The sequence below is a fragment of the Brevibacillus ruminantium genome (assembly GCF_023746555.1).
GTDB classification, from domain to species: domain Bacteria; phylum Bacillota; class Bacilli; order Brevibacillales; family Brevibacillaceae; genus Brevibacillus; species Brevibacillus ruminantium.
This window is the reverse complement of sequence record NZ_CP098755.1, coordinates 1,581,702-1,600,448: the sequence shown is the minus strand read 5'-3', so window position 1 is coordinate 1,600,448 and position 18,747 is coordinate 1,581,702. Positions and strand designations below refer to the sequence as shown.

Sequence of the window (18,747 nt, the reverse complement as noted above, 5' to 3'; positions counted from 1 at the left end):
GGGATAATACTTGGAGTCTGGTTATTCTTCCTTCCTCTGCCATGAATAAAGTGACTCGGATTAATCTAAGATTTTTTGCATACAGAATGACGAATTTAGGGTAGAAGACAAGAAACAAATCGTTTATAATAGGGTCGTAACGAAGAAACGAAACTAAGTTTCATCTGATGAAACTCCGAAGAATAGGGAGGTTGTGCACATTGGCTAAACACGATGCTTACAACGTGAAGTCTTCCCTCCAAGTCGGCGATAAAGCGTACGCTTACTACCGCCTGCAAGGCCTGGAAGAGCAAGGAATCGGCGAAATTTCCAAGCTGCCGTTCTCCATTAAAGTGCTGCTGGAAGCGGCTGTTCGTCAATTTGACGGCCGTGCCATCACCAAAGAACATGTACAACAACTGGCAAACTGGACAAAAGGCCGCGACAGCAACCAGGAAGTACCGCTGGCTCCAGCCCGTATCGTCCTGCAAGACTTTACCGGTGTACCAGCAGTCGTAGACCTGGCTGCCATGCGTATCGCGATGAAACGCGCCGGTGGCGATCCGAAGCGTATCAACCCGCTCGTACCTGTTGATCTAGTTATTGACCACTCCGTCATGGTTGACGATTTCGGTAACGATAAAGCGCTCGACAACAACATGAAGCTGGAATTCGAACGCAACCAAGAGCGCTACCGCTTCCTGCGCTGGGCGCAAACTGCTTTTGACAATTTCCGTGCGGTTCCTCCGGCTACCGGTATCGTTCACCAGGTAAACCTGGAGTACCTCGCATCTGTGATCGCTACTCGCGAAGTAGATGGCGAACTAGTTGCTTTCCCTGACTCTCTCGTAGGTACTGACTCCCACACCACCATGATCAACGGTCTGGGTGTTCTCGGCTGGGGTGTCGGCGGTATCGAGGCGGAAGCAGGAATGCTCGGCCAACCGCTTTATTTCGTAACACCAGAGGTTGTCGGTTTCAAACTGACTGGCACCCTGAAAGAAGGCTCCACGGCTACTGACCTGGCGCTGACTGTTACACAAATGCTGCGTAAAAAAGGCGTTGTCGGCAAATTCGTAGAGTTCTACGGCCCTGGCCTGTCCAACATCTCGCTGGCTGACCGTGCAACTGTAGCCAACATGGCTCCTGAGTACGGTGCAACTATGGGCTTCTTCCCAGTTGACGCGGAAACACTGAACTACATGCGTCAAACAGGCCGTGAAGAATCCCTGATCAACCTGGTTGAAAGCTACACCAAAGCACAAGGTCTCTTCCGTACCGACGATACTCCAGATCCTGTATTCTCCGAAACACTGGAACTGGATCTGTCCACAGTCGTACCGAGCCTGGCTGGTCCGAAACGCCCGCAAGACCGCGTAGAGCTGACTTCCATGAAGGAAGCGTTCAACGAAAGCCTGCGTGCTCCAATCGAAAAAGGCGGCTTTGGTCTATCCGAAGAGAAAATTGCTGCGGAAGCACAAGTAAACTATCCGACCGGTGAATCGGCAACCCTGAAAACAGGCTCTGTTGTCATCGCGGCGATCACTTCTTGTACCAATACCTCCAACCCAAGCGTTATGCTGGGCGCAGGTATTCTGGCCAAGAAAGCGGTTGAAAAAGGCCTGAAAAAGCCTCCGTTCGTGAAGAGCTCTCTGGCTCCTGGTTCCCGTGTCGTTACCCAATATCTGATCGACGCTGGTCTGATCGATTCCCTGAACACCCTCGGCTTCAACGTCGTCGGCTATGGTTGCACCACTTGTATCGGTAACTCCGGTCCACTGCCGGAAGAAACCAGCAAGGCGATTGCGGACAACGATCTGACTGTAGCGGCTGTACTCTCTGGTAACCGCAACTTTGAAGGCCGTATTCACGCCCTGGTGAAAGCGAACTACCTCGCTTCTCCTCCGCTGGTTATCGCTTATGCGCTGGCTGGTAACGTGAACGTCGACCTGACAACCGAACCACTCGGTATCGGCAACGATGGTCAACCGGTTTACCTGAAAGATATCTGGCCAACACCGCAAGAGCTGAACGAAGCAATGGGCAAAGCGATGAATCCAGAGCTGTTCCGTGCTCAATACGCAAAAGTATTCACCCAAAACGAAGAGTGGAACAAGATCGATGCTCCAACTGGCGATCTGTACGAGTGGGATGAAAAATCCACCTACATCCAAGAGCCTCCATTCTTCCAAAACCTGACTGGCGACGTAGGTCATATCGACGAAGTCCTGAAAGCACGCACCATCGCGCTGTTCGGTGATTCCGTCACAACAGACCACATCTCCCCGGCAGGAAACATCTCGCCGACCAGCCCTGCAGGAAAATACCTCCAGGAAAACGGCGTAGAACGCAAAGACTTCAACTCCTACGGCGCTCGTCGCGGTAGCCATGACGTCATGATGCGCGGTACGTTTGCCAACATCCGCATCCGCAACCAAGTGGCTCCTGGCACCGAGGGCGGCGTAACCAAATACCTGCCGACTGATGAAATCATGTCCATCTACGATGCGTGCATGAAGTATCAAGCTGACGGTACTCCGCTGGTCGTTCTGGCTGGTAAAGAGTACGGTACCGGTTCTTCCCGTGACTGGGCAGCCAAAGGTACCTTCCTGCTCGGCATCAAAGCGGTCATTGCAGAGAGCTTCGAGCGTATTCACCGTTCCAACCTGGTTGGTATGGGCGTACTGCCGCTGCAATTTGCAGATGATCAAGGCTGGAAGTCCCTGGGCATCGACGGCAGCGAAACCTTCGACATCCTCGGCCTGTCTGACGAAGTTCAGCCTGGTCAACGCGTCAAGGTAAAAGCGACTCGCCAAGACGGCAGCAGCTTTGAATTCGACGTGATCGTTCGTCTCGACAGCCTCGTAGACGTTGACTACTACCGCAACGGTGGTATTCTGCAAACCGTTCTGCGTCAACTGCTCGACGAAGGCAAACCAGTTACGGCGTAAGCCAGTAGCTGAGTCAAACCAAGATTTCCTTACAGCACCCACCCATACAGGCAGCCATCGTCTTTTTGACGGTGTGCTGCCTGTTTTTTTGGAGGCATAACCAGGAGTTCTGGAGTACCGCCCTCTTGCACTAGATTGCATATTGCCCTCTCCCGCCGCGACAGCTTTTCCGGATCGCGGGTAACGATTCCCGGCTGAATTCGTCCTTTGTATGAAGGAAAGTTCACTTTGGAGGTATGGGGCCACATGAAATCCAGGATCGGCATATGGATATTGCATATACGCTTATCTGGGTGATCTCAGCTGATTTGAAAAAGCTCAGTAAACCCTTTTGTCAAAGGAAAAAGGCACGCCTTTTTTTGGCTGTGCCCCCTACTCACTGGACCGCTGCTGCATTTCTCTCGCCAATCTTGAACGCCGAAAGCCTCGTTGACCGATAAACTCTTTTATCTCCTCCCAGCTTAGATACGAAATGCGAATATGGTAGTAGTTGACGTGTTCAATGATGGCAAAGAGGAACAGAAAGACAAACCAATACAAGTCAACTGCGGACGTTGTGATTTGATAAAAAAAGAAAAGGAATCCAATCCCGATCAGCAAGAAATTCACCCGTTTGCACCATACAAAAATGCAGAGTTGCCGATTGGGCAACCTATAGAAGTTTCCTTGTTTGGCTTGCTTCCATTTCAAGAACCAATACAAGCTGCCTTGCAGCAAAATGAATTCGAGCAAAACGAAAGCGTAGATGGACGGAATGGAAGTGAGGTAGGGTTCTGTCCACTCGATTATTTGCAGATACATGATCCACAGGACGGGGAACATCACCGCAGCAAAAAACTCACCTGCACATAATCGAAATAACTTCCCTTGAATTTTTTTATCCATGAGACTCCTCCTTTATCTTCCTAGATGATGTCCGCTTGAAAGATTGAAGATACCATTCTTTCCGAAAAAAGAAAAGACGCTCTGAGTTGCCCGCATGCTCAAGCTGTTCAAACATCTCAAACATCTCAACCATCTCAAACATCTCAAATGAAGACGATCCCTCGAGCCATGATCATCGAATGTATGTTCTGATTCGAATGAGGCACTCTATAAGTTGAGGAGGGATTTGACATGGATCAAAAGAACTTTGAAGAAATTTACGCAGCCTACAAGGCGGCTGGCGAGCAGCAGGCAATGCAAGACGCACAGAGCAGAGGATCAAGTGGAGCGGCCCCTCAGGCACAGATGACGGGTCTAGGTGGTGAATCTGCAACGGGACAGGGCATAGGCGCTGCAGCCGCTGAATTGAGTACCTCTCCTGTCACCAGGCTGATGGCAGCTCCGTCTACAAGCCTGGGCAGAGAGATGACGGCGGGCAAGGAACAGATTGTGGCCGTGCGGAAAAACGAGGACGGCGATCTGATTGCCTTTAAAACGAATACAGGCCGAGAGCTGGACTATGTAACGGCTCTGGAAGACGCAAAAGCCGGACGTCTCGCCCATGTCGATGTGTTTCACAAATATGGCCGCGATATTCTACGCAGCGAGCCCGACGGCATCAAGGAAAATAATTTGGACAATCTGCCCCCGTTTTGATTGCCCCCTTCCCCTTTCTGATATGATAGAGACAGACGATTTTCTTCGCTGTTCGCAGAAAGGATACGATGATGAGCGTTTCACTCACCCTCGAGAAGATCAGAGCGCTGTGCGGGCGCATCTCATATGAAAAAGGAAAAGCCTTTTACCAGGCGGGAAAAGTCATGCTGACGACTGTCGATCCCGCCTCTGCTTCTTACCATGGCACGGTTAAAGGCAGCGGCGACCGCTTCCAGGTAGCCGTGCATTTTCACTACAACGGCGATGTGGAGGCTTCATGCACCTGTCCCTCGCTTGATTCTTTCGCCGCATATTGCCAGCATACGGCAGCCGTGCTGTTCACTCTGTACGAGCTCCAGCAGGACGGCAGAATCCATGATTCGAAAGATTCTCTCCCGTCCCAAACCGGGAAGGGGTCAGCCTTATTTTCGGATTCATCCGACCAACCATCCGGGATGACACGGAAAGATGTTCAACTGACCGATCAACTGCTTACTCTGTTTCAGGGTGGCGAGCAGTCCCCTGAAAGCCGTATCCGCCCCTTGTTCGATACCAGAGAAGCGCTCGCTGTGCAGTTTGTCCTCAAGCCCTTTTCATACGGGTACCGCAAGCAGATGTTTGGCCTGGAAATGAAGGTTGGCCCCAAACGGCTTTATATCGTCCAAAGGGTCCGGGAGTTTCTGGAGCGGTACCAGCAGAGGGCCGCTTTTGTTTTCTCCAGGTATTTCACATACGATCCCGGACTGCATCGCTTTTGTCCGGAAGATCACGCAGTCCTCACACAACTCCTGCATATTTACCAGAATGAAAAGCTGTTTCGGGAGAGCCTCTACGCCGCTCCTGCCAAAAATATCGGGGGAGAGCGAATGCTGCTCATCCCTCCTGATTCCTGGGAGGTTCTGCTTCCTCTGCTCATGGCGGCCCCTTCGGTACAGCTCCTGCAGGATGACCACAGCCATGACGGTCTCCAGCTCTCCGAAGAACCGCTCCCCCTCCGCTTTTCTTTCGACGAAGCAGCGGGAGACGACTATCAGTTGGAAGTCGACGGATTGGAACAACTGATCGTCATGGAGGCGTACGGCCTCGTTCTCTACGATGGCAAGCTGCTGCGCCTCGGAGCGGAAGCCTGCCAGCGTCTCGCTGCCATAAAATCGATGCTGGACGCTTCCGGCAAACACTCGATCCAGATTGCGTCCAGACAAATGGAGCCTTTCCTGGTACAGGTCATCCCCGGACTGAAGAAGCTAGGGAGTGTCCAGATCGCAAAATCCGTGTCAGAACGTATTTTGCATACCCCTTTGCAGGCCCGCCTGTATCTGGATCGCGTCCGTGACCGATTACTGGCCGGACTTGAGTTTCAATATGGAGATATCGTCATCAATCCGCTTGAGGGGACCGGACAAAGCCGCGGCAGCGACCGTATCCTGATGAGGGACGGAGAGCAGGAGCGCAAAATCCTGGAACTGATGGAGCAAGGTCGATTCACCCGGACGGAGAGCGGGTATTTTCTGGATGACGAAGAGGCCGAATACGAATTTCTCTACCATCACGTTCCGCTGTTGGAGCGACTGGTGAAAGTATACGCGACCTCCGCTGTGAAAACGAGATTGTACCGTGGCCCTGTCATTCCCAAAATCAATGTAGATGTTGACGGGCGGACGGATTGGCTGGAGTTTCGTTTTGATGTTGACGGAATCCCGGAAAAAGAGATTCGGAGCCTGCTCCAATCGCTAGAGGAAAAGCGCAGATACCATCGCCTGGCAAACGGCGCTTTGCTCCCGCTGGAAAATCAGGCCTTTGATGAAATAACCGAGATTTTAAACGGAATCGCCATTCACAAAAGTGATGCGCGGGACGCAGTATTTCGCCTGCCGCTCATGCATGCCCTTCATGTAGTGGATACCGAGCGACGGAGCCATACCCTGACCTTGGGCAAAAGCCTGCGCCGGCTGCTGGAAAACCTGCGGAACCCTGACCATCTTGATTTTCCTGTTCCCGAGAGTCTGGCTCCTGTGCTGCGCGAATACCAGGTATATGGCTTTCAATGGATGAAGACGATGGCCCATTACCGCTTTGGCGGCATCCTGGCTGACGATATGGGGCTGGGGAAAACGTTGCAAAGCATTGCCTTTCTGGTTTCAATGTTGGCGGATATCCGGGAACAGGGACGGCCGGCACTCGTGGTCTCACCTGCTTCGCTGATGTACAACTGGCGAAATGAATTGAAAAAATTCGCTCCCGCGATCCGCGCTGTCATCGCTGACGGAGAGAAAGCGGAACGCCGAAAAGCCTTGCAGCAGGCAGGAGAAGCAGATGTCGTGATCACCTCCTATCCGCTTCTGCGCCGGGACCTGGACCTGTACACAGAACACCGCTTTCAGACACTGATTCTGGACGAGGCTCAAGCATTTAAAAACTATACGACACAGACCGCCCAAGCCGTAAAATCGCTGGAGGCGGATTACCGTTTCGCCCTCACCGGCACGCCTGTTGAAAACAATCTGGAAGAGCTTTGGTCGATCTTTGACGCCGTCTTTCCGGCTTTGTTTACAGACAGGAAGTCATTTCAGGAGTTGTCCCGGGAGCATGTAGCCAAACGGATTCGTCCATTCCTTCTCCGCCGCGTAAAATCGGATGTGCTGAAGGAGCTGCCCGATAAAATTGAGATGCTCCAAGCCTCCGAGCTGCTCCCTGAGCAGAAAAAGCTGTATCTGGCTTATCTGTCCAAACTGCAGCAGGAGACACTCAAGCATCTCGACGATGACACTTTTGAGCAAAACCGGATCAAAATTTTGGCCGGACTTACCCGCCTTCGCCAGCTTTGCTGTCATCCCGCCTTGTTCGTGGAGGACTACAGCGGCAGCTCAGCCAAGTTCGAGCAATTGCTGGAAATTGTGGCAGAGTGTCGGCGTGCGGGAAAGCGGCCGCTGATTTTCTCCCAATTTACCGAAATGCTCGGTCTGATTGCAAGAGAACTGGGCTACCAGGGCGTGCCTTTTTTCTACCTCGACGGCAACACGCCAGCAGCCGAACGCGTCGAGCTGTGCAGCCGATTCAACGACGGCGAGCGTGATTTATTTTTGCTCTCTCTGAAAGCGGGCGGCACGGGACTCAATCTGACCGGCGCCGATACCGTCATCTTGTATGATCTCTGGTGGAATCCAGCCGTGGAGGAGCAAGCGATGGATCGCGCCCACCGCATCGGCCAGAAAAATGTCGTACAAGTCATCCGTCTTGTGTCACAAGGTACGGTCGAAGAGAAAATGTTTGAGCTACAGCAAAAAAAGAAGAATTTGATCGAGGAAGTCATCCGTCCCGGTCAGGAGGCTTTTTCTTCTTTAACCGAGCAGGATATCCGAGAGATTTTGATGATTGGGTAACTGTATTTTTCTTGGGAACAAGTAAACCTTTGGGGAACAACCCTTCCAAGATAAGCCGAGGCCTTTTGCGGTTTGTCTAAAAGGGTTGTTCCTCGTTCCCAGCGTACGGTAATGAACCGCGTTTGGAGTCGACAGCCAACGAGTCTCTAGCTACAGTTCTGAAATCCCGACAGCCGTTGCATCGCTCACCCCACTTCTGGCGTCGGTACCGCCGGTTCGTTCTCCCCGCCCAGTCGGCGTCTGGCCGTTTCCTTTTTTCCCACAGCCGCTACATGCGCTCCTGCTTTTGCCAAGCCGTAGACCGGCATATTCACGTACATGCACTCGTATTTTCCGGCATCGACCAGATAGGTCTCATGGAAAAAGCCTACGTTTCCTGTTTTGGCGATGGTTTGGTTAAACTTTCTCCAGGCTGTCAGATGCGCATCGCTGCCCCTGGCGTACTGCTCCAGATGTTCAAAGGATCGCCAGTATTGGATGAGCACCGGACCGCGTGATCCCCAAAACTGGGTGGTATCGAGGAATCCCAGCTCCTTGTTTTGATAAAGCTCACGCAGCATTCCATTCATTGCTCGGGCAACAGGCAGCCATTGATGAACCGCCCACCAGCTGTTTACATGCAAACCAATCACAAATACGACAAACGGTCCTTCGATTTCTGCGGTATACCGCCCCTGCAAAAATTTCCCCATGAGAAACACCTACCTCAGCAGTAATTTAAGATGAAGCTCATAAAAGCTGATAAAATCCTGCGATTGATACAGATGTGTGGTCAAGTAAGCGCCGTAGAAAATCGTGAACAGTCCGATCACCAATTCATTCACATCCCGATCAGCGGCGATTTCCCTGTCCTCCATGGCTTCCTCCACGCATCGCTGAAACAGCTCATACAGACTGGGCGCAAGGGAAGCCGCCCGTTCCTCTTTTCCCGGGTAGTAGAGATGGTATTCTGCTTCTGTCAGCTCCGGCATGCAGGGATGCATTTTTTCCTCCGTCAAAAAGCCGATCAGGCTGAGCATGATTCCCGGATTTTCTTTTGCATCCTCGTCCAGTTTTTGAAACAGATGACGCAATGCCTGCAGTCCGCGCTTCGGCGATTCGGCCAACTCCAGCAACCGATCTGTCAGCCATAGACGCATGAAATACAGAAGCAGGTCTTCCTTTTTGGGAAAAAATCGAAAAAACGTGACCTTGGAGATTTCCACCTTGCGACAGAGCTCATCCACATAGACCTCGCGAAACGATTTTTCACCCACCAGCTCTAAACAAGCCTGCAACAGGGCCTGTTTGGTTTTGGCCTTTTTCCATTCACGCAATGGAACCTTTTGCACCATGGTGTCGGCTCCTTTCAATAACGTAACTTTAGTTATAAAGTTAACTTGAGTTAAGTTTTTTGTCAATAAGTATCTCCAGTTTTTGGGGCTACCTTTTGGAAGCGGATGCCCATTCGCTGCGTGGGGCATCCCCCGTTATCCGGGAAAAAGTGAATGTAGAGTGGAATTGGATGAAATAGAAAAAAGCAAAACTGCCAGTGCAGCTTTGCTTTGATTTCTTGCTGAATTTACTTCAGCATTTTGCCCATCCGATAGGCTGCTTCTTTAATCGGTTCGGATATCTCTATCATTCTCTCCAGCGTCAGCCGGTTGGACGGTCCTGAAACAGCCAGCGCAGCCACCAATTTGCCATTGCGGTTAAATATCGGGGCCGCCGCCGCCGCCGCTCCCAGCTCCCTCTCTTCGACACTGGTTGCATAGCCCAGCATCCGGATCTGCTCAAGCTGTTCGATGTACGCTGCCTGATCGATGGAAACAGGCCAGAGCGGGTCACTGAGCACCTCATTTTTGACATCCGGTTCCGCATACGCAACCAGCACCTTGCTGGATGCCCCTACAGACAGCGGCATCCGTGCTCCGATCGGGGCCACCCGGCGAATCGCTTGATTGCTCTGGATCGCCTGGATGCGGATACGCTCCAGTCCGTCACGCACATACAGGCTGATCGTTTCTCCGACGACATCCTGCAGACGCTCCATCTCGGGAAGCCAAATCGTGGCCGGATCGTCAGAGTGACTCATGTTGGCAGAGAGCTCCCACAAGCGAAAGCCCAGCCGATATTTTTCCGTTTGTGTGTTCCGAATCAAAAATCCCTTGTTTTCCAGCGTGGCAAGCAAACGATGCACTGTACTCTTATGAAGGGACAGACGCCCGGCAATTTCACTTAAGCTCAAATCTGTCGAATCGGTAAAGCAGAGCAAAATATCCAACGCTCGCTCAACGGCTCGGACGTTTGCTTTTTGTTCTTCCATTTACTCCACCTGCTCACTGTAAAGTCAGTTCACCAGAGTTTCACTAGACGAAATTAGGTTCTATTTTTAAGTATACGAAAAAAGACAGGTAAGAGTAAAGTAGGGATTAGTCAGATAGAAAGCCCCGCCTGATTTTCGCCAGTCGGGGCTTTCTGCACGTTTTCCGTGCTCTCTATCGTTTTTTCTTCGTTTCTAGAAATCAATGTGATCCGGGTCCGGGCCAAACCGCTTATCCTGGTTCAATGCGCTGATTCGCTCCATCTCTTCACTGGTCAGTGTAAAATCAAACACGTCGGCATTTTGGCGAATGCGCTCCGGAGTGACGGACTTAGGGATCGTGACAACGCCGTTTTGCAGGTCCCAGCGGAGGACGACTTGCGCAGCAGACTTTCCGTACTTCTGCCCGATTTCCGCCAGCACCGGCTGATCGAGATTGCCTTGCATCAGCGGGCTCCACGCTTCCATCTGAATCCCGTTTTCTTTGCAGTAAGCCAATAATTCATTTTGTGTCAACAGAGGATGGTATTCCACCTGATCGACAGCGGGCACGATCTCGCTGTGCTGTTTCAAGTCCTGCAGATGGTGGACCTTGAAATTACTGACCCCAATTGAGCGAACATAGCCGTCACGATACAGCTTTTCCAGCGCCTTCCACGTGTCTACATACTTGCCCTTCACTGGCCAGTGTACGAGATACAGGTCGAGGTAATCCAGTCGAAGCTTTTTCATGCTTTCGTCAAACGCCTTGAGTGTCGTCTCGTAGCCTTGATCGGAATTCCATACCTTTGTCGTGATGAACAGCTGGTCGCGGGCAATCCCACTGTCTCGAATCGCATCCCCTACACCTGCTTCATTTCCATAGACGGCAGCAGTGTCGATGGCACGGTATCCCGTCTCGAGCGCCGACAAGATGGCACGCTGTACCTCATCTCCCTCTTTTACCTTCCATACCCCCAGCCCCAGCCAGGGCATTTTGACTCCATTGTTTAAAACGGTGGTATCTGCCAGATGAGTTGCCATTCGATTTCCTCCCGTTCAGATGGTTTATGTATCACGATGGTTAGTGTAGCACAACTGCTCCCCCAAAAAAAGGGAACGCCCCTTGCAAACGGCTTCCCAATTGAAAAGCCCGGGGAAAGCCAGTAAAATCGTAGACTTTACTCGGGTAACGAACATGGTCCGATGTAGGAAAGGGATTAATAGAGACGCTTCGTGTAGGACTCTTCCAAAAAGCTGGCCATCTCTTTCTCCGTTGTGCCGGGAAGCTTCGCATGGTCGGCTAGCACTCTGGCCATCGAAGGCAGTTCTTCTTTCGCCAGCCATTTGTCCGGCATCCACAGACTGGAGCGTTTAAAGGCCTTCGCACAATGAACGTAGCACTCCTCTACCCGGACGCCGATGCCGATCACCGGTACCTTGCCGTTTACCTGCATTTTTTCGAGGTAGTCCGCATCGCGAATCACGTAGGCTCGTCCGTTGATCCGCAGGGTTTCCTCCAGTCCCGGAATAATGAAGATCAGCCCCACCTGCGGGTTTTCCAGGATATTGCGCATGGAGTCCATGCGACGGTTGCCAGGACGCTCGGGAATAACCAGATGATGCTCATCGATCACATGGACAAAACCCGGCGCATCACCTCTTGGCGAGGCATCACAATTGCCGTTCTTGTCAGCAGTCGCTACAACCAAAAAAGGCGTCTTGGCAATATAATTCAGACAGTGCTCGTCCAGATGCCCAATGACCTTCCTCTTGACAACTTCACTGGATTCCCCCATAAACTCGCGCAATTCGGCCTCGCTGGAAACGATATCCCGAAAAACCTCTTGTCTCTCCTGTGTCATCTGATCTCCCCGCTTTACATAATTTTCCCTCTTTTCTTTTATGGTAGCACAGTATGACCCGGTACTACATCGCCTTTTCCGAAGTCATCGACCTGCTTGCTCCCAGGACAAACCCTCTCAAGCAGTAGAGGCACCCCGTTCCTGCCGAAACAGATGAAGGGTCTCCAGGAACCTTTTCATCGCTCCTGTCGTATGCGAATCCCTGCGATAGATAAAAACCGTAGATACCGTTGCGTAGTCGGCTGGTATGGAAAATAAACGGATGCTCCCCTCATGCTCCAGGCGGGAAATCGTCGCTCTCGGGACCAGTGTAACGCCCAATCCGGATGCGACCATGGCAAGGATCGTCTCCAGCGTACCCAATTCCATTATCTTCGTGGGTTCCACCCCCCGACTCTTTAACCATTGCACCAGTCTGGCCCGATAGCCGCATCCGGAGCGAAACACCAGCAGCGGTCTGCTGCTGCATTCTTCCAGCGTCTGAGGCCCGCCCTCCGCTTTGGCGATCAGAACCAATTCTTCTTCAATCAGCAGCTCCTGCACAATCTCCGGATGTTGAACAGGCCCGCTGACGAAGGCCCCATCCAGTTCATATTGCAAAACATCCTGGATGAGATGCTCCGTCACACCGCTCATCAGGGAGAGATCCACCCGCGGGTATTTCTTGTGATAAAGAGAGAGAATCGAAGGCAGACAACTGACAGTCTCGACCGAACCGACCAGCAGCGGACCGGATGGATCTTCGTCATTCTGAAAGGCGCACTCCACCTCTTCCATCATGGCGAGAATTTTTTGTGAATACGCAAGCAGCTTTTTCCCGTCGGCAGTTAACGTCATGCCTTTTCGATGGCGATAAAACAGCTCTGTATCCAGCTTCAGCTCCAGCTGCTGGATGCGTGCCGTTACATTGGATTGCACATAACTTAGCGTTTTTGCCGCTTTGCTCACACTCCCGCATTCGGCAACTGCTTGAAAAATCCGCAAATCGCTGATCTCCATCTGATTTCTTCCTCTCTCCCTGCGCTTAATACCCTCATTGTATCAGTGAAAACGATATGTTTCATCATTTTCAATCATTTTACATGATGACAAATCCGCAATATGATTATCTTCGTGAATTTTGTTAGTATTTGTGAAATCGAAAGGTAGGCAGCATCGTTATGAACAAGCAACATCTTATCAAAGGAGCCTTTCTCTGCCTGTTTGCCAGCGTAGCCTGGGGAGCTATGTTTCCGGTTGCAGAAAACGCGTTTGTCCATCTTGACCCGTTTTATTTTTCCGTCATCCGTTACACCGTCGTCTCCTTGATCTTGCTCGCACTCCTCTGGATCAAAGAAGGCAAAGCGGCACTGCGGCTGGAAGGCCGGGGCGTGTCTCTCTGGTTTTTCGGTACGATGGCCTTTACGATATATAATCTGCTTGTATTCTGGGGGCAAAATCAGCTCGGCAGCTCCGGGGTAATTCTCGCCTCTGTCATGGAAGCGCTCATGCCGATGCTTTCCGTACTCGTCCTATGGCTTTATCGAGGACAGAAGCCTCAGCCCTTTACCATCGGCTGCATCGCGCTTGCTCTCGTGGGCTGCTTTATGGTGATCACCAAGGGTGATTTCCGCTCGTTTCTTCTCGGCGGAGACAGGCTTTTTCCTGTACTCCTGATCCTCCTGGGAGTGCTCGGCTGGGTCATCTATACGATCGGCGGCAATCAGTTTGGTTCCTGGTCGGTTCTGCGCTACTCAGCCTTGAGCTGTGTACTGGGGACAGCTACCTCCCTGACCATCGTCCTGCTGCTGACAGCCCTGGGGGTTTTGCGGGTCCCCACGCTGGAGACGATCAGCTCTGTCGGGTTGGAACTCAGCTTTATGATCATCTTCGCCGGCATCCTTGCTCTGCTTTGCTGGAATGCCGGGATCAAGCTGCTCTCGCCGATCAACGGTATCCTGTTTATCAATTTTGTACCGGTTACGACTTTTCTCATCTCCCTTGCCCAAGGACATTCGATCACCGTCTACGACGCAGGCGGCACGTTTTTCATCATTATGGCCCTGATCAGCAACAACCTTTTTCAGCGCCGCCGGATCAAGCTGCCTGTGTCAAACAGAGCTGCTTCGCATTGATGGTGACTGATCGAGAGAACGGTCATTGTTTGCACCATGCAGGTCCCCTCCAACCAGTTGGAAGGGACCTTTCATGTTGGGATCGTTTATTGGGATATTATGTAAATTAAATATTGTTGGAAGTTTTTCATTGCATCCCGGCAGGAGAACTGATATACCTATTCGTGTAAATACGAGCCAGAAGCGAAAGGATTTGTTTGATCGTGAAAAACTTTCGAAAGCTGCTACTCTCTCTCGCACTTTGCTGCGTATCGCTGATCGGCATTCATCAGCCCGCGTCAGCCGCAACACCTCAGACAACGATCCTTCTGGATGAATACCCGCTCGCCTTCCCGACTCCGCCGACGATTATCAATGGAACGACCATGGTTCCGTTTCGCGTGATTTCGGAAGCGATGGGCATCCAGGTACAATGGGAACCGAATTCCCGTTCGATTACGGCGATTCAGGCAACAGCTCAAGGGGACAAAACCGTATGGATGCAGCTTAACAATCCGCTGGTAACGGTAAATGGACAAACGATCACACTGCCGGTCGCCCCGTATGAAACCAACGGAAGCACCTTGATCCCGCTTCGTTTCTTCAGTGAACAGTTTGGCGCACAGGTCGGCTGGGATCCTGCCGCCCGGGCCGTCTCCATTACCTCACCGGTTCGGGATATGTATGGTCTCGCTTTTTATGCCATCTCGTCTTTCTCTCAAAGGGAGCTGATCTCGTCCTTTGACTCCGTGGCATTTGGCTGGAGCCGGATTGACCAGGACGGCAACCTCACTACGACGGGCAAGGATTTTTACTGGCCGAAGCCAGCCGGGGACACGACGCCGGAAGCGATTATTGATGAAGCCAAAATGAAAGCTTCCACGCCCTACCTGATGGTGTTTGCCGGGGATGGCAGCGGAGAGTTGACTGCGCTGCTCGAAAACGAAAGCTTGCGACAAAAGGCAATTGCCCAAATGATCGCCCTCGCACAGGAAAAAGGAATGTCCGGCATTGCCCTGGATTTCGAAGGTCTGGGCATGAACGGAGATACGACGGGAGTCAAAAATAAATACAATGATTTCGTACGCTTGCTCTCTGCCGAAACCAGACAGCGCGGCATGCAGCTTACCTTGATCCTCCACCCGCTGAACGGAGCATTCCAAGGCTATGATTACGCCACGCTGGGCCAACTGGCAGACGATATCGTGGTGATGGCCTATGCTTACGAAAATGAGAAAAGTCCGGAGCCAATGAACCGAGTGGACGAAGCAATCCGCTTGGCCCTGGCCCACGTCCCCAAAGAAAAGCTGATTCTCGGCATCTCGATGGGCAGTGAGAACGAACACTCCGTCAAACAGAAGCTCGGCCTCGCCAAGCGCTACAATCTCAAAGGCTACGCCTTGTGGAGACTCGGTCTGATCAGTCAGGCCGCGATGGAACAGATCAAGCAGAGTGTACGGTAAAAGCCGCTTGCTAAAAACAGCAGAACCCTTCCCCAGCCTGGGAAGGGTTCTTTATCTATCGAAAGAGCGGTGCAATCCGGTCAATCCGGTTGGTCCAGATTCCTCCCGAATACCCGGCAGGCAATCGCTTGATATCCTCAGGAGAATCAAAGCCGCTGGAAAAATCGCTCCCGTCTCCCCCTACGACAATTACTCGGGTATCTGCCGCCTCCATCCGTTCCTGGAAGCGATGCGGCCATCCCCAAAGCCAAGGGCCAATTTTTTCAGGGATTTGCAGCTGGGTGTGGCTGCACGCCGACGGAACATAACCTGTCCAGCCTACTGCTATGTACGGGATCAGACAGCTCTTTAACGTTGCTTTTGACATCACCCGCAGCTCCGGCATCCTCTCTTGAAGAGCGCGGATCGGTTCATCTCCGCCGTACACTGTCAATTGTGACAATCTGCTCGAAGGCAATTTCGCCAGGAACCCGGCCAACTGCTCCCCTTCATGCGGATCATTGCTTTTTACGTGGATGAGAAATTCCTTGTCCGGAAAGTGGGTTAGAACCTCATCCAGCGAGGGCATCATCCCGACCCCTTTCCCCCGAAAGGGATAGCTTTTCCCCTGATCCGCCGTATAGCCGTACCCGATATCCAGCTGCTTCAGCTCTTCCAGCGTATACTCTCTCGTGACGCCCTTCCCGTTGGTTCTGCAGTCCAGTGTCCAGTCATGAAATACAGCAAATGTACCGTCTTTGGTGGGCTGAATGTCCAACTCAACCACATCCGCTCCAGCTTGAAAGGCAGCGTCCATCGAAGGTATGGTATTTTCCAGAAACGGATGCTCTGGTTCATATATTCGCTCTGCGGTACACATCTCGCCGGTAATGCCTTCCATATGAAAGGTTTGTGCCAGCCCCCGATGCGCGAGCAACCACGGCGCTTTCTCTTGTCCTTTCGCAAAAAAGGAGGTGTTATTTAGATAGACGAAGCTGATCAGGAGCAGAAACAACAGCCCGAAGAGCTTTTTGCGTCCTATTTTCCTCTTCTTGTTCATCGTATCCTCCTGTTGTGTAGAAAATCGCACCTCGGTTTTTGCAGGATAGCACACTTCACTCTCTCTGGCGACCCCATGTCTGAAATGAGCTTTCCCTTCCTTCACGATCCTATCGTTGCAAGAATCGGATTCCAAAGGGAAAAATAAGACTGGCTCCCTCTTCGTGGGGTGAACTGCACCCCGTCAAGTAGACAGTACAATAATAAAAATTGGTTAAGCGGCCTTAGTCCTGAATTCCATGGGGCTAAGGCCGTCTAATTTTGCCTGTAATCGCTCGTTATTGTAAAAATGGATGTAGTCAGTAATGTCTTTTTCTAGCTCCTCAAAGGTACTGTATGTATGCAAATAATACCTCTCTCATTTCAATATTCCCCAGAACGCTTCCATTGGACCATTATCGATGCATCTTCCAACATAAGAGACAATCGTGTTATCGTGAAGGTCAAGGATAGCGCTTAAATAAGCCTTCTGCCCATTGCCGTATCTAAATTCCGTCTCATAACGACGTCGCCATTTCGCCAGGGTTGTTTTGGTAATACCGTATTTTTTAGCTGCAGCCATAACACCAATTTGGCCGCTTTCAATTTCCTGCAGGATGGCAAGTTTCATTGACGCACTATATTGTACTTTGGACATGAAAAAACTCCCCTTAAGTAGAAGGTTTTATGGTTTCACCTGTCTACTTAATGGGGAGCATATCAGGGCAGCCAGTCTGTAATAATTTTCTAATATTCACAACAATCCTAGGACAAAAACAGATAAGCAATCGGTGTTACAAAAATAAGCGTCAACACCGTGCGTTCAAACCAGATCACGATCAGTTTGGGAATACTGATCGGAATCTCTGTGGACAAAATGCACGGGATCGTTGCAGAGAAAAACAAAATGGACGAAACGGATACGACTGCGATGACAAACTTGGTCACCAGCGGCGCGCCTGTCACGATCAACGCGGGCAGGAACATTTCGGCAATCTCAATCGCAGAAGCCTTCGCCGCCAAAAACGGCTCCGGTATCTGCAGCAGCCAGGTAAAGGGATAAAACAAGACAGCGAGCCAATCGAAGACCGGCGTGAACTGAGCCAGCACCATACCGATCAATCCCACGGACATGATCGAAGGCAAAATACCCATCGTCATGATAAAGCCGTCACGCAGGTTTTCCCAGATGTTCCGGCCCAGCGACAGAGAATGATCGGCAGCGTTCATCGCATCGCTCCAGGCGTGCTGAAGGCGGCGGCCGGTGATCACCTTCTCCGGGTCACCCTTTCCGTTATAATACTCATCGCTCATCTTGCTCAGCGGCCAGATGCGGACCGTGACGGCCGTCACCAAGAACGTCACCACCAGCGTCACCCAGAAATAGAGATTCCAATAGGCCATCAGATCGAGCGTCTTGGCGACGACGATCATAAATGTAGCGGAAACGGTGGAAAAACCAGTGGCGATGATTGCCGCTTCCTTGATTGTATACTTTCCTTCCTTGAACACGCGGTTGGTAATCAGCAGACCAATCGAATAACTGCCTACAAAAGAGGCGACTGCGTCAACGGCGGAGCGGCCCGGCGTTTTCCAAACGGGACGCATGACCGGCTGCACCAGCACGCCAATAAACTCCAGCAGGCCATAGCCGACCAGCATCGCCAGAAAGATCGAACCAATCGGCACGACGAGTCCGACCGGGATCACCAATTTCTCAAACAGGTACGGCCCCATGTCCTTGTCCATCAGCCATGCCGGTCCTATTTGAAAGTAGATCAAAGCAGCTACAACGGCGCCAACTACTTTTAACAGCGAAAAGACGAGATTGACCCGATTCTTTCTCCAGGTCCTCGTGGCAAAGGGATAGATGGCTCCCAGCAAAATCACGATAAAAGCGTACAGCGGAACGGCTCCGGGGACAACAGCGCGCAGCCAGGTCACGATGTGATCAAGCGGGATGGAGGATTTATCATTGACGGTAATAGGAATAAAAAACATGAAAATGCCGATCAAACTGAAAATGATAAATTTCCACACATTGGCAGGTGTTGCCGGGACTGTCGGCGGCTGAGATTCGATCGCAAGCCCTTTTTGCGGATTGTATTCCATAAGGCTCCTCCTCTGTTGATTGTTT

13 protein-coding genes and 3 pseudogenes are annotated in these 18,747 nt (G+C 51.5%); 5 read left to right on the top strand and 11 right to left on the bottom strand.

Features of this window, described 5'->3' with window-relative positions; all coding sequences use genetic code 11:
• Positions 1 to 200 precede the first annotated feature (200 nt).
• The gene (gene acnA / locus NDK47_RS07700; protein ID WP_251874266.1) at positions 201 to 2,930 is read left to right on the top strand and encodes an aconitate hydratase AcnA; all 2,730 of its coding nucleotides are present in this window, start codon (positions 201 to 203) and stop codon (positions 2,928 to 2,930) included.
• A gap of 372 nt (positions 2,931 to 3,302) precedes the next feature.
• Here acnA and NDK47_RS07695 read toward each other — a convergent pair whose 3' ends face one another.
• Positions 3,303 to 3,815, bottom strand: a complete 513-nt coding sequence (locus NDK47_RS07695; RefSeq protein ID WP_251874265.1) for a hypothetical protein — start codon at positions 3,813 to 3,815, stop codon at positions 3,303 to 3,305.
• 462 nt (positions 3,816 to 4,277) lie between these two features.
• Between NDK47_RS07695 and NDK47_RS07690 the strand changes: the two are divergent.
• Both NDK47_RS07690 and NDK47_RS07685 read left to right on the top strand, forming a co-directional pair.
• Positions 4,278 to 4,511: pseudogene (locus NDK47_RS07690) on the top strand (DUF3892 domain-containing protein); the annotation flags it as partial.
• 71 nt (positions 4,512 to 4,582) lie between these two features.
• Complete coding sequence (locus NDK47_RS07685) at positions 4,583 to 7,891, top strand: DEAD/DEAH box helicase (protein ID WP_251874264.1); 3,309 nt, start codon at positions 4,583 to 4,585, stop codon at positions 7,889 to 7,891.
• Positions 7,892 to 8,076: 185 nt separating this feature from the next.
• Here the strand turns inward: NDK47_RS07685 and NDK47_RS07680 are convergent, their stop codons facing one another.
• The 6 genes from NDK47_RS07680 to NDK47_RS07655 form a co-directional block, all read right to left on the bottom strand.
• Positions 8,077 to 8,583 (bottom strand): DUF4188 domain-containing protein, encoded by a 507-nt coding sequence (locus NDK47_RS07680; RefSeq protein WP_251874263.1) that lies wholly within the window; start codon positions 8,581 to 8,583, stop codon positions 8,077 to 8,079.
• 9 nt (positions 8,584 to 8,592) lie between these two features.
• Positions 8,593 to 9,225 carry a TetR/AcrR family transcriptional regulator gene (locus tag NDK47_RS07675; protein WP_251874262.1) on the bottom strand — a complete coding sequence of 211 codons (633 nt, stop codon included), beginning with the start codon at positions 9,223 to 9,225 and terminating at the stop codon, positions 8,593 to 8,595.
• 227 nt (positions 9,226 to 9,452) lie between these two features.
• On the bottom strand, positions 9,453 to 10,196 hold the full coding sequence (locus NDK47_RS07670) for an IclR family transcriptional regulator (RefSeq protein WP_251874261.1): 744 nt from the start codon (positions 10,194 to 10,196) through the stop codon (positions 9,453 to 9,455).
• Between the two features lie 192 nt (positions 10,197 to 10,388).
• The gene (locus NDK47_RS07665; protein WP_251874260.1) at positions 10,389 to 11,216 is read right to left on the bottom strand and encodes an aldo/keto reductase; all 828 of its coding nucleotides are present in this window, start codon (positions 11,214 to 11,216) and stop codon (positions 10,389 to 10,391) included.
• A gap of 176 nt (positions 11,217 to 11,392) precedes the next feature.
• Positions 11,393 to 12,037: a pyridoxamine 5'-phosphate oxidase family protein gene (locus NDK47_RS07660; protein WP_251874259.1), complete on the bottom strand. Its 645-nt coding sequence runs from the start codon at positions 12,035 to 12,037 to the stop codon at positions 11,393 to 11,395.
• Positions 12,038 to 12,154: 117 nt separating this feature from the next.
• Positions 12,155 to 13,036, bottom strand: a complete 882-nt coding sequence (locus tag NDK47_RS07655) for a LysR family transcriptional regulator (RefSeq protein WP_251874258.1) — start codon at positions 13,034 to 13,036, stop codon at positions 12,155 to 12,157.
• A 161-nt stretch (positions 13,037 to 13,197) separates the two neighbouring features.
• Between NDK47_RS07655 and NDK47_RS07650 the strand changes: the two genes are divergently transcribed.
• Positions 13,198 to 14,151, top strand: a complete 954-nt coding sequence (locus NDK47_RS07650; protein WP_251874257.1) for a DMT family transporter — start codon at positions 13,198 to 13,200, stop codon at positions 14,149 to 14,151.
• Between the two features lie 203 nt (positions 14,152 to 14,354).
• Complete coding sequence (locus tag NDK47_RS07645) at positions 14,355 to 15,593, top strand: stalk domain-containing protein (RefSeq protein ID WP_251874256.1); 1,239 nt, start codon at positions 14,355 to 14,357, stop codon at positions 15,591 to 15,593.
• A gap of 55 nt (positions 15,594 to 15,648) precedes the next feature.
• Here the strand turns inward: NDK47_RS07645 and NDK47_RS07640 are convergent, their stop codons facing one another.
• The 4 genes and pseudogenes from NDK47_RS07640 to NDK47_RS07625 all read right to left on the bottom strand — a co-directional run bounded on the left by NDK47_RS07640 (position 15,649) and on the right by NDK47_RS07625 (position 18,722).
• Positions 15,649 to 16,632 (bottom strand): glycerophosphodiester phosphodiesterase family protein, encoded by a 984-nt coding sequence (locus NDK47_RS07640; RefSeq protein WP_251874255.1) that lies wholly within the window; start codon positions 16,630 to 16,632, stop codon positions 15,649 to 15,651.
• Positions 16,633 to 16,845: 213 nt separating this feature from the next.
• Positions 16,846 to 17,127: pseudogene (locus tag NDK47_RS07635) on the bottom strand (transposase); the annotation flags it as partial.
• 45 nt (positions 17,128 to 17,172) lie between these two features.
• A pseudogene (locus NDK47_RS07630) lies at positions 17,173 to 17,241 on the bottom strand (hypothetical protein); the annotation flags it as partial.
• A gap of 134 nt (positions 17,242 to 17,375) precedes the next feature.
• A complete protein-coding gene (locus NDK47_RS07625; RefSeq protein ID WP_251874254.1) occupies positions 17,376 to 18,722 on the bottom strand; it encodes a YjiH family protein in 1,347 nt (448 codons plus the stop codon).
• Between the last annotated feature and the right edge of the window lie 25 nt (positions 18,723 to 18,747).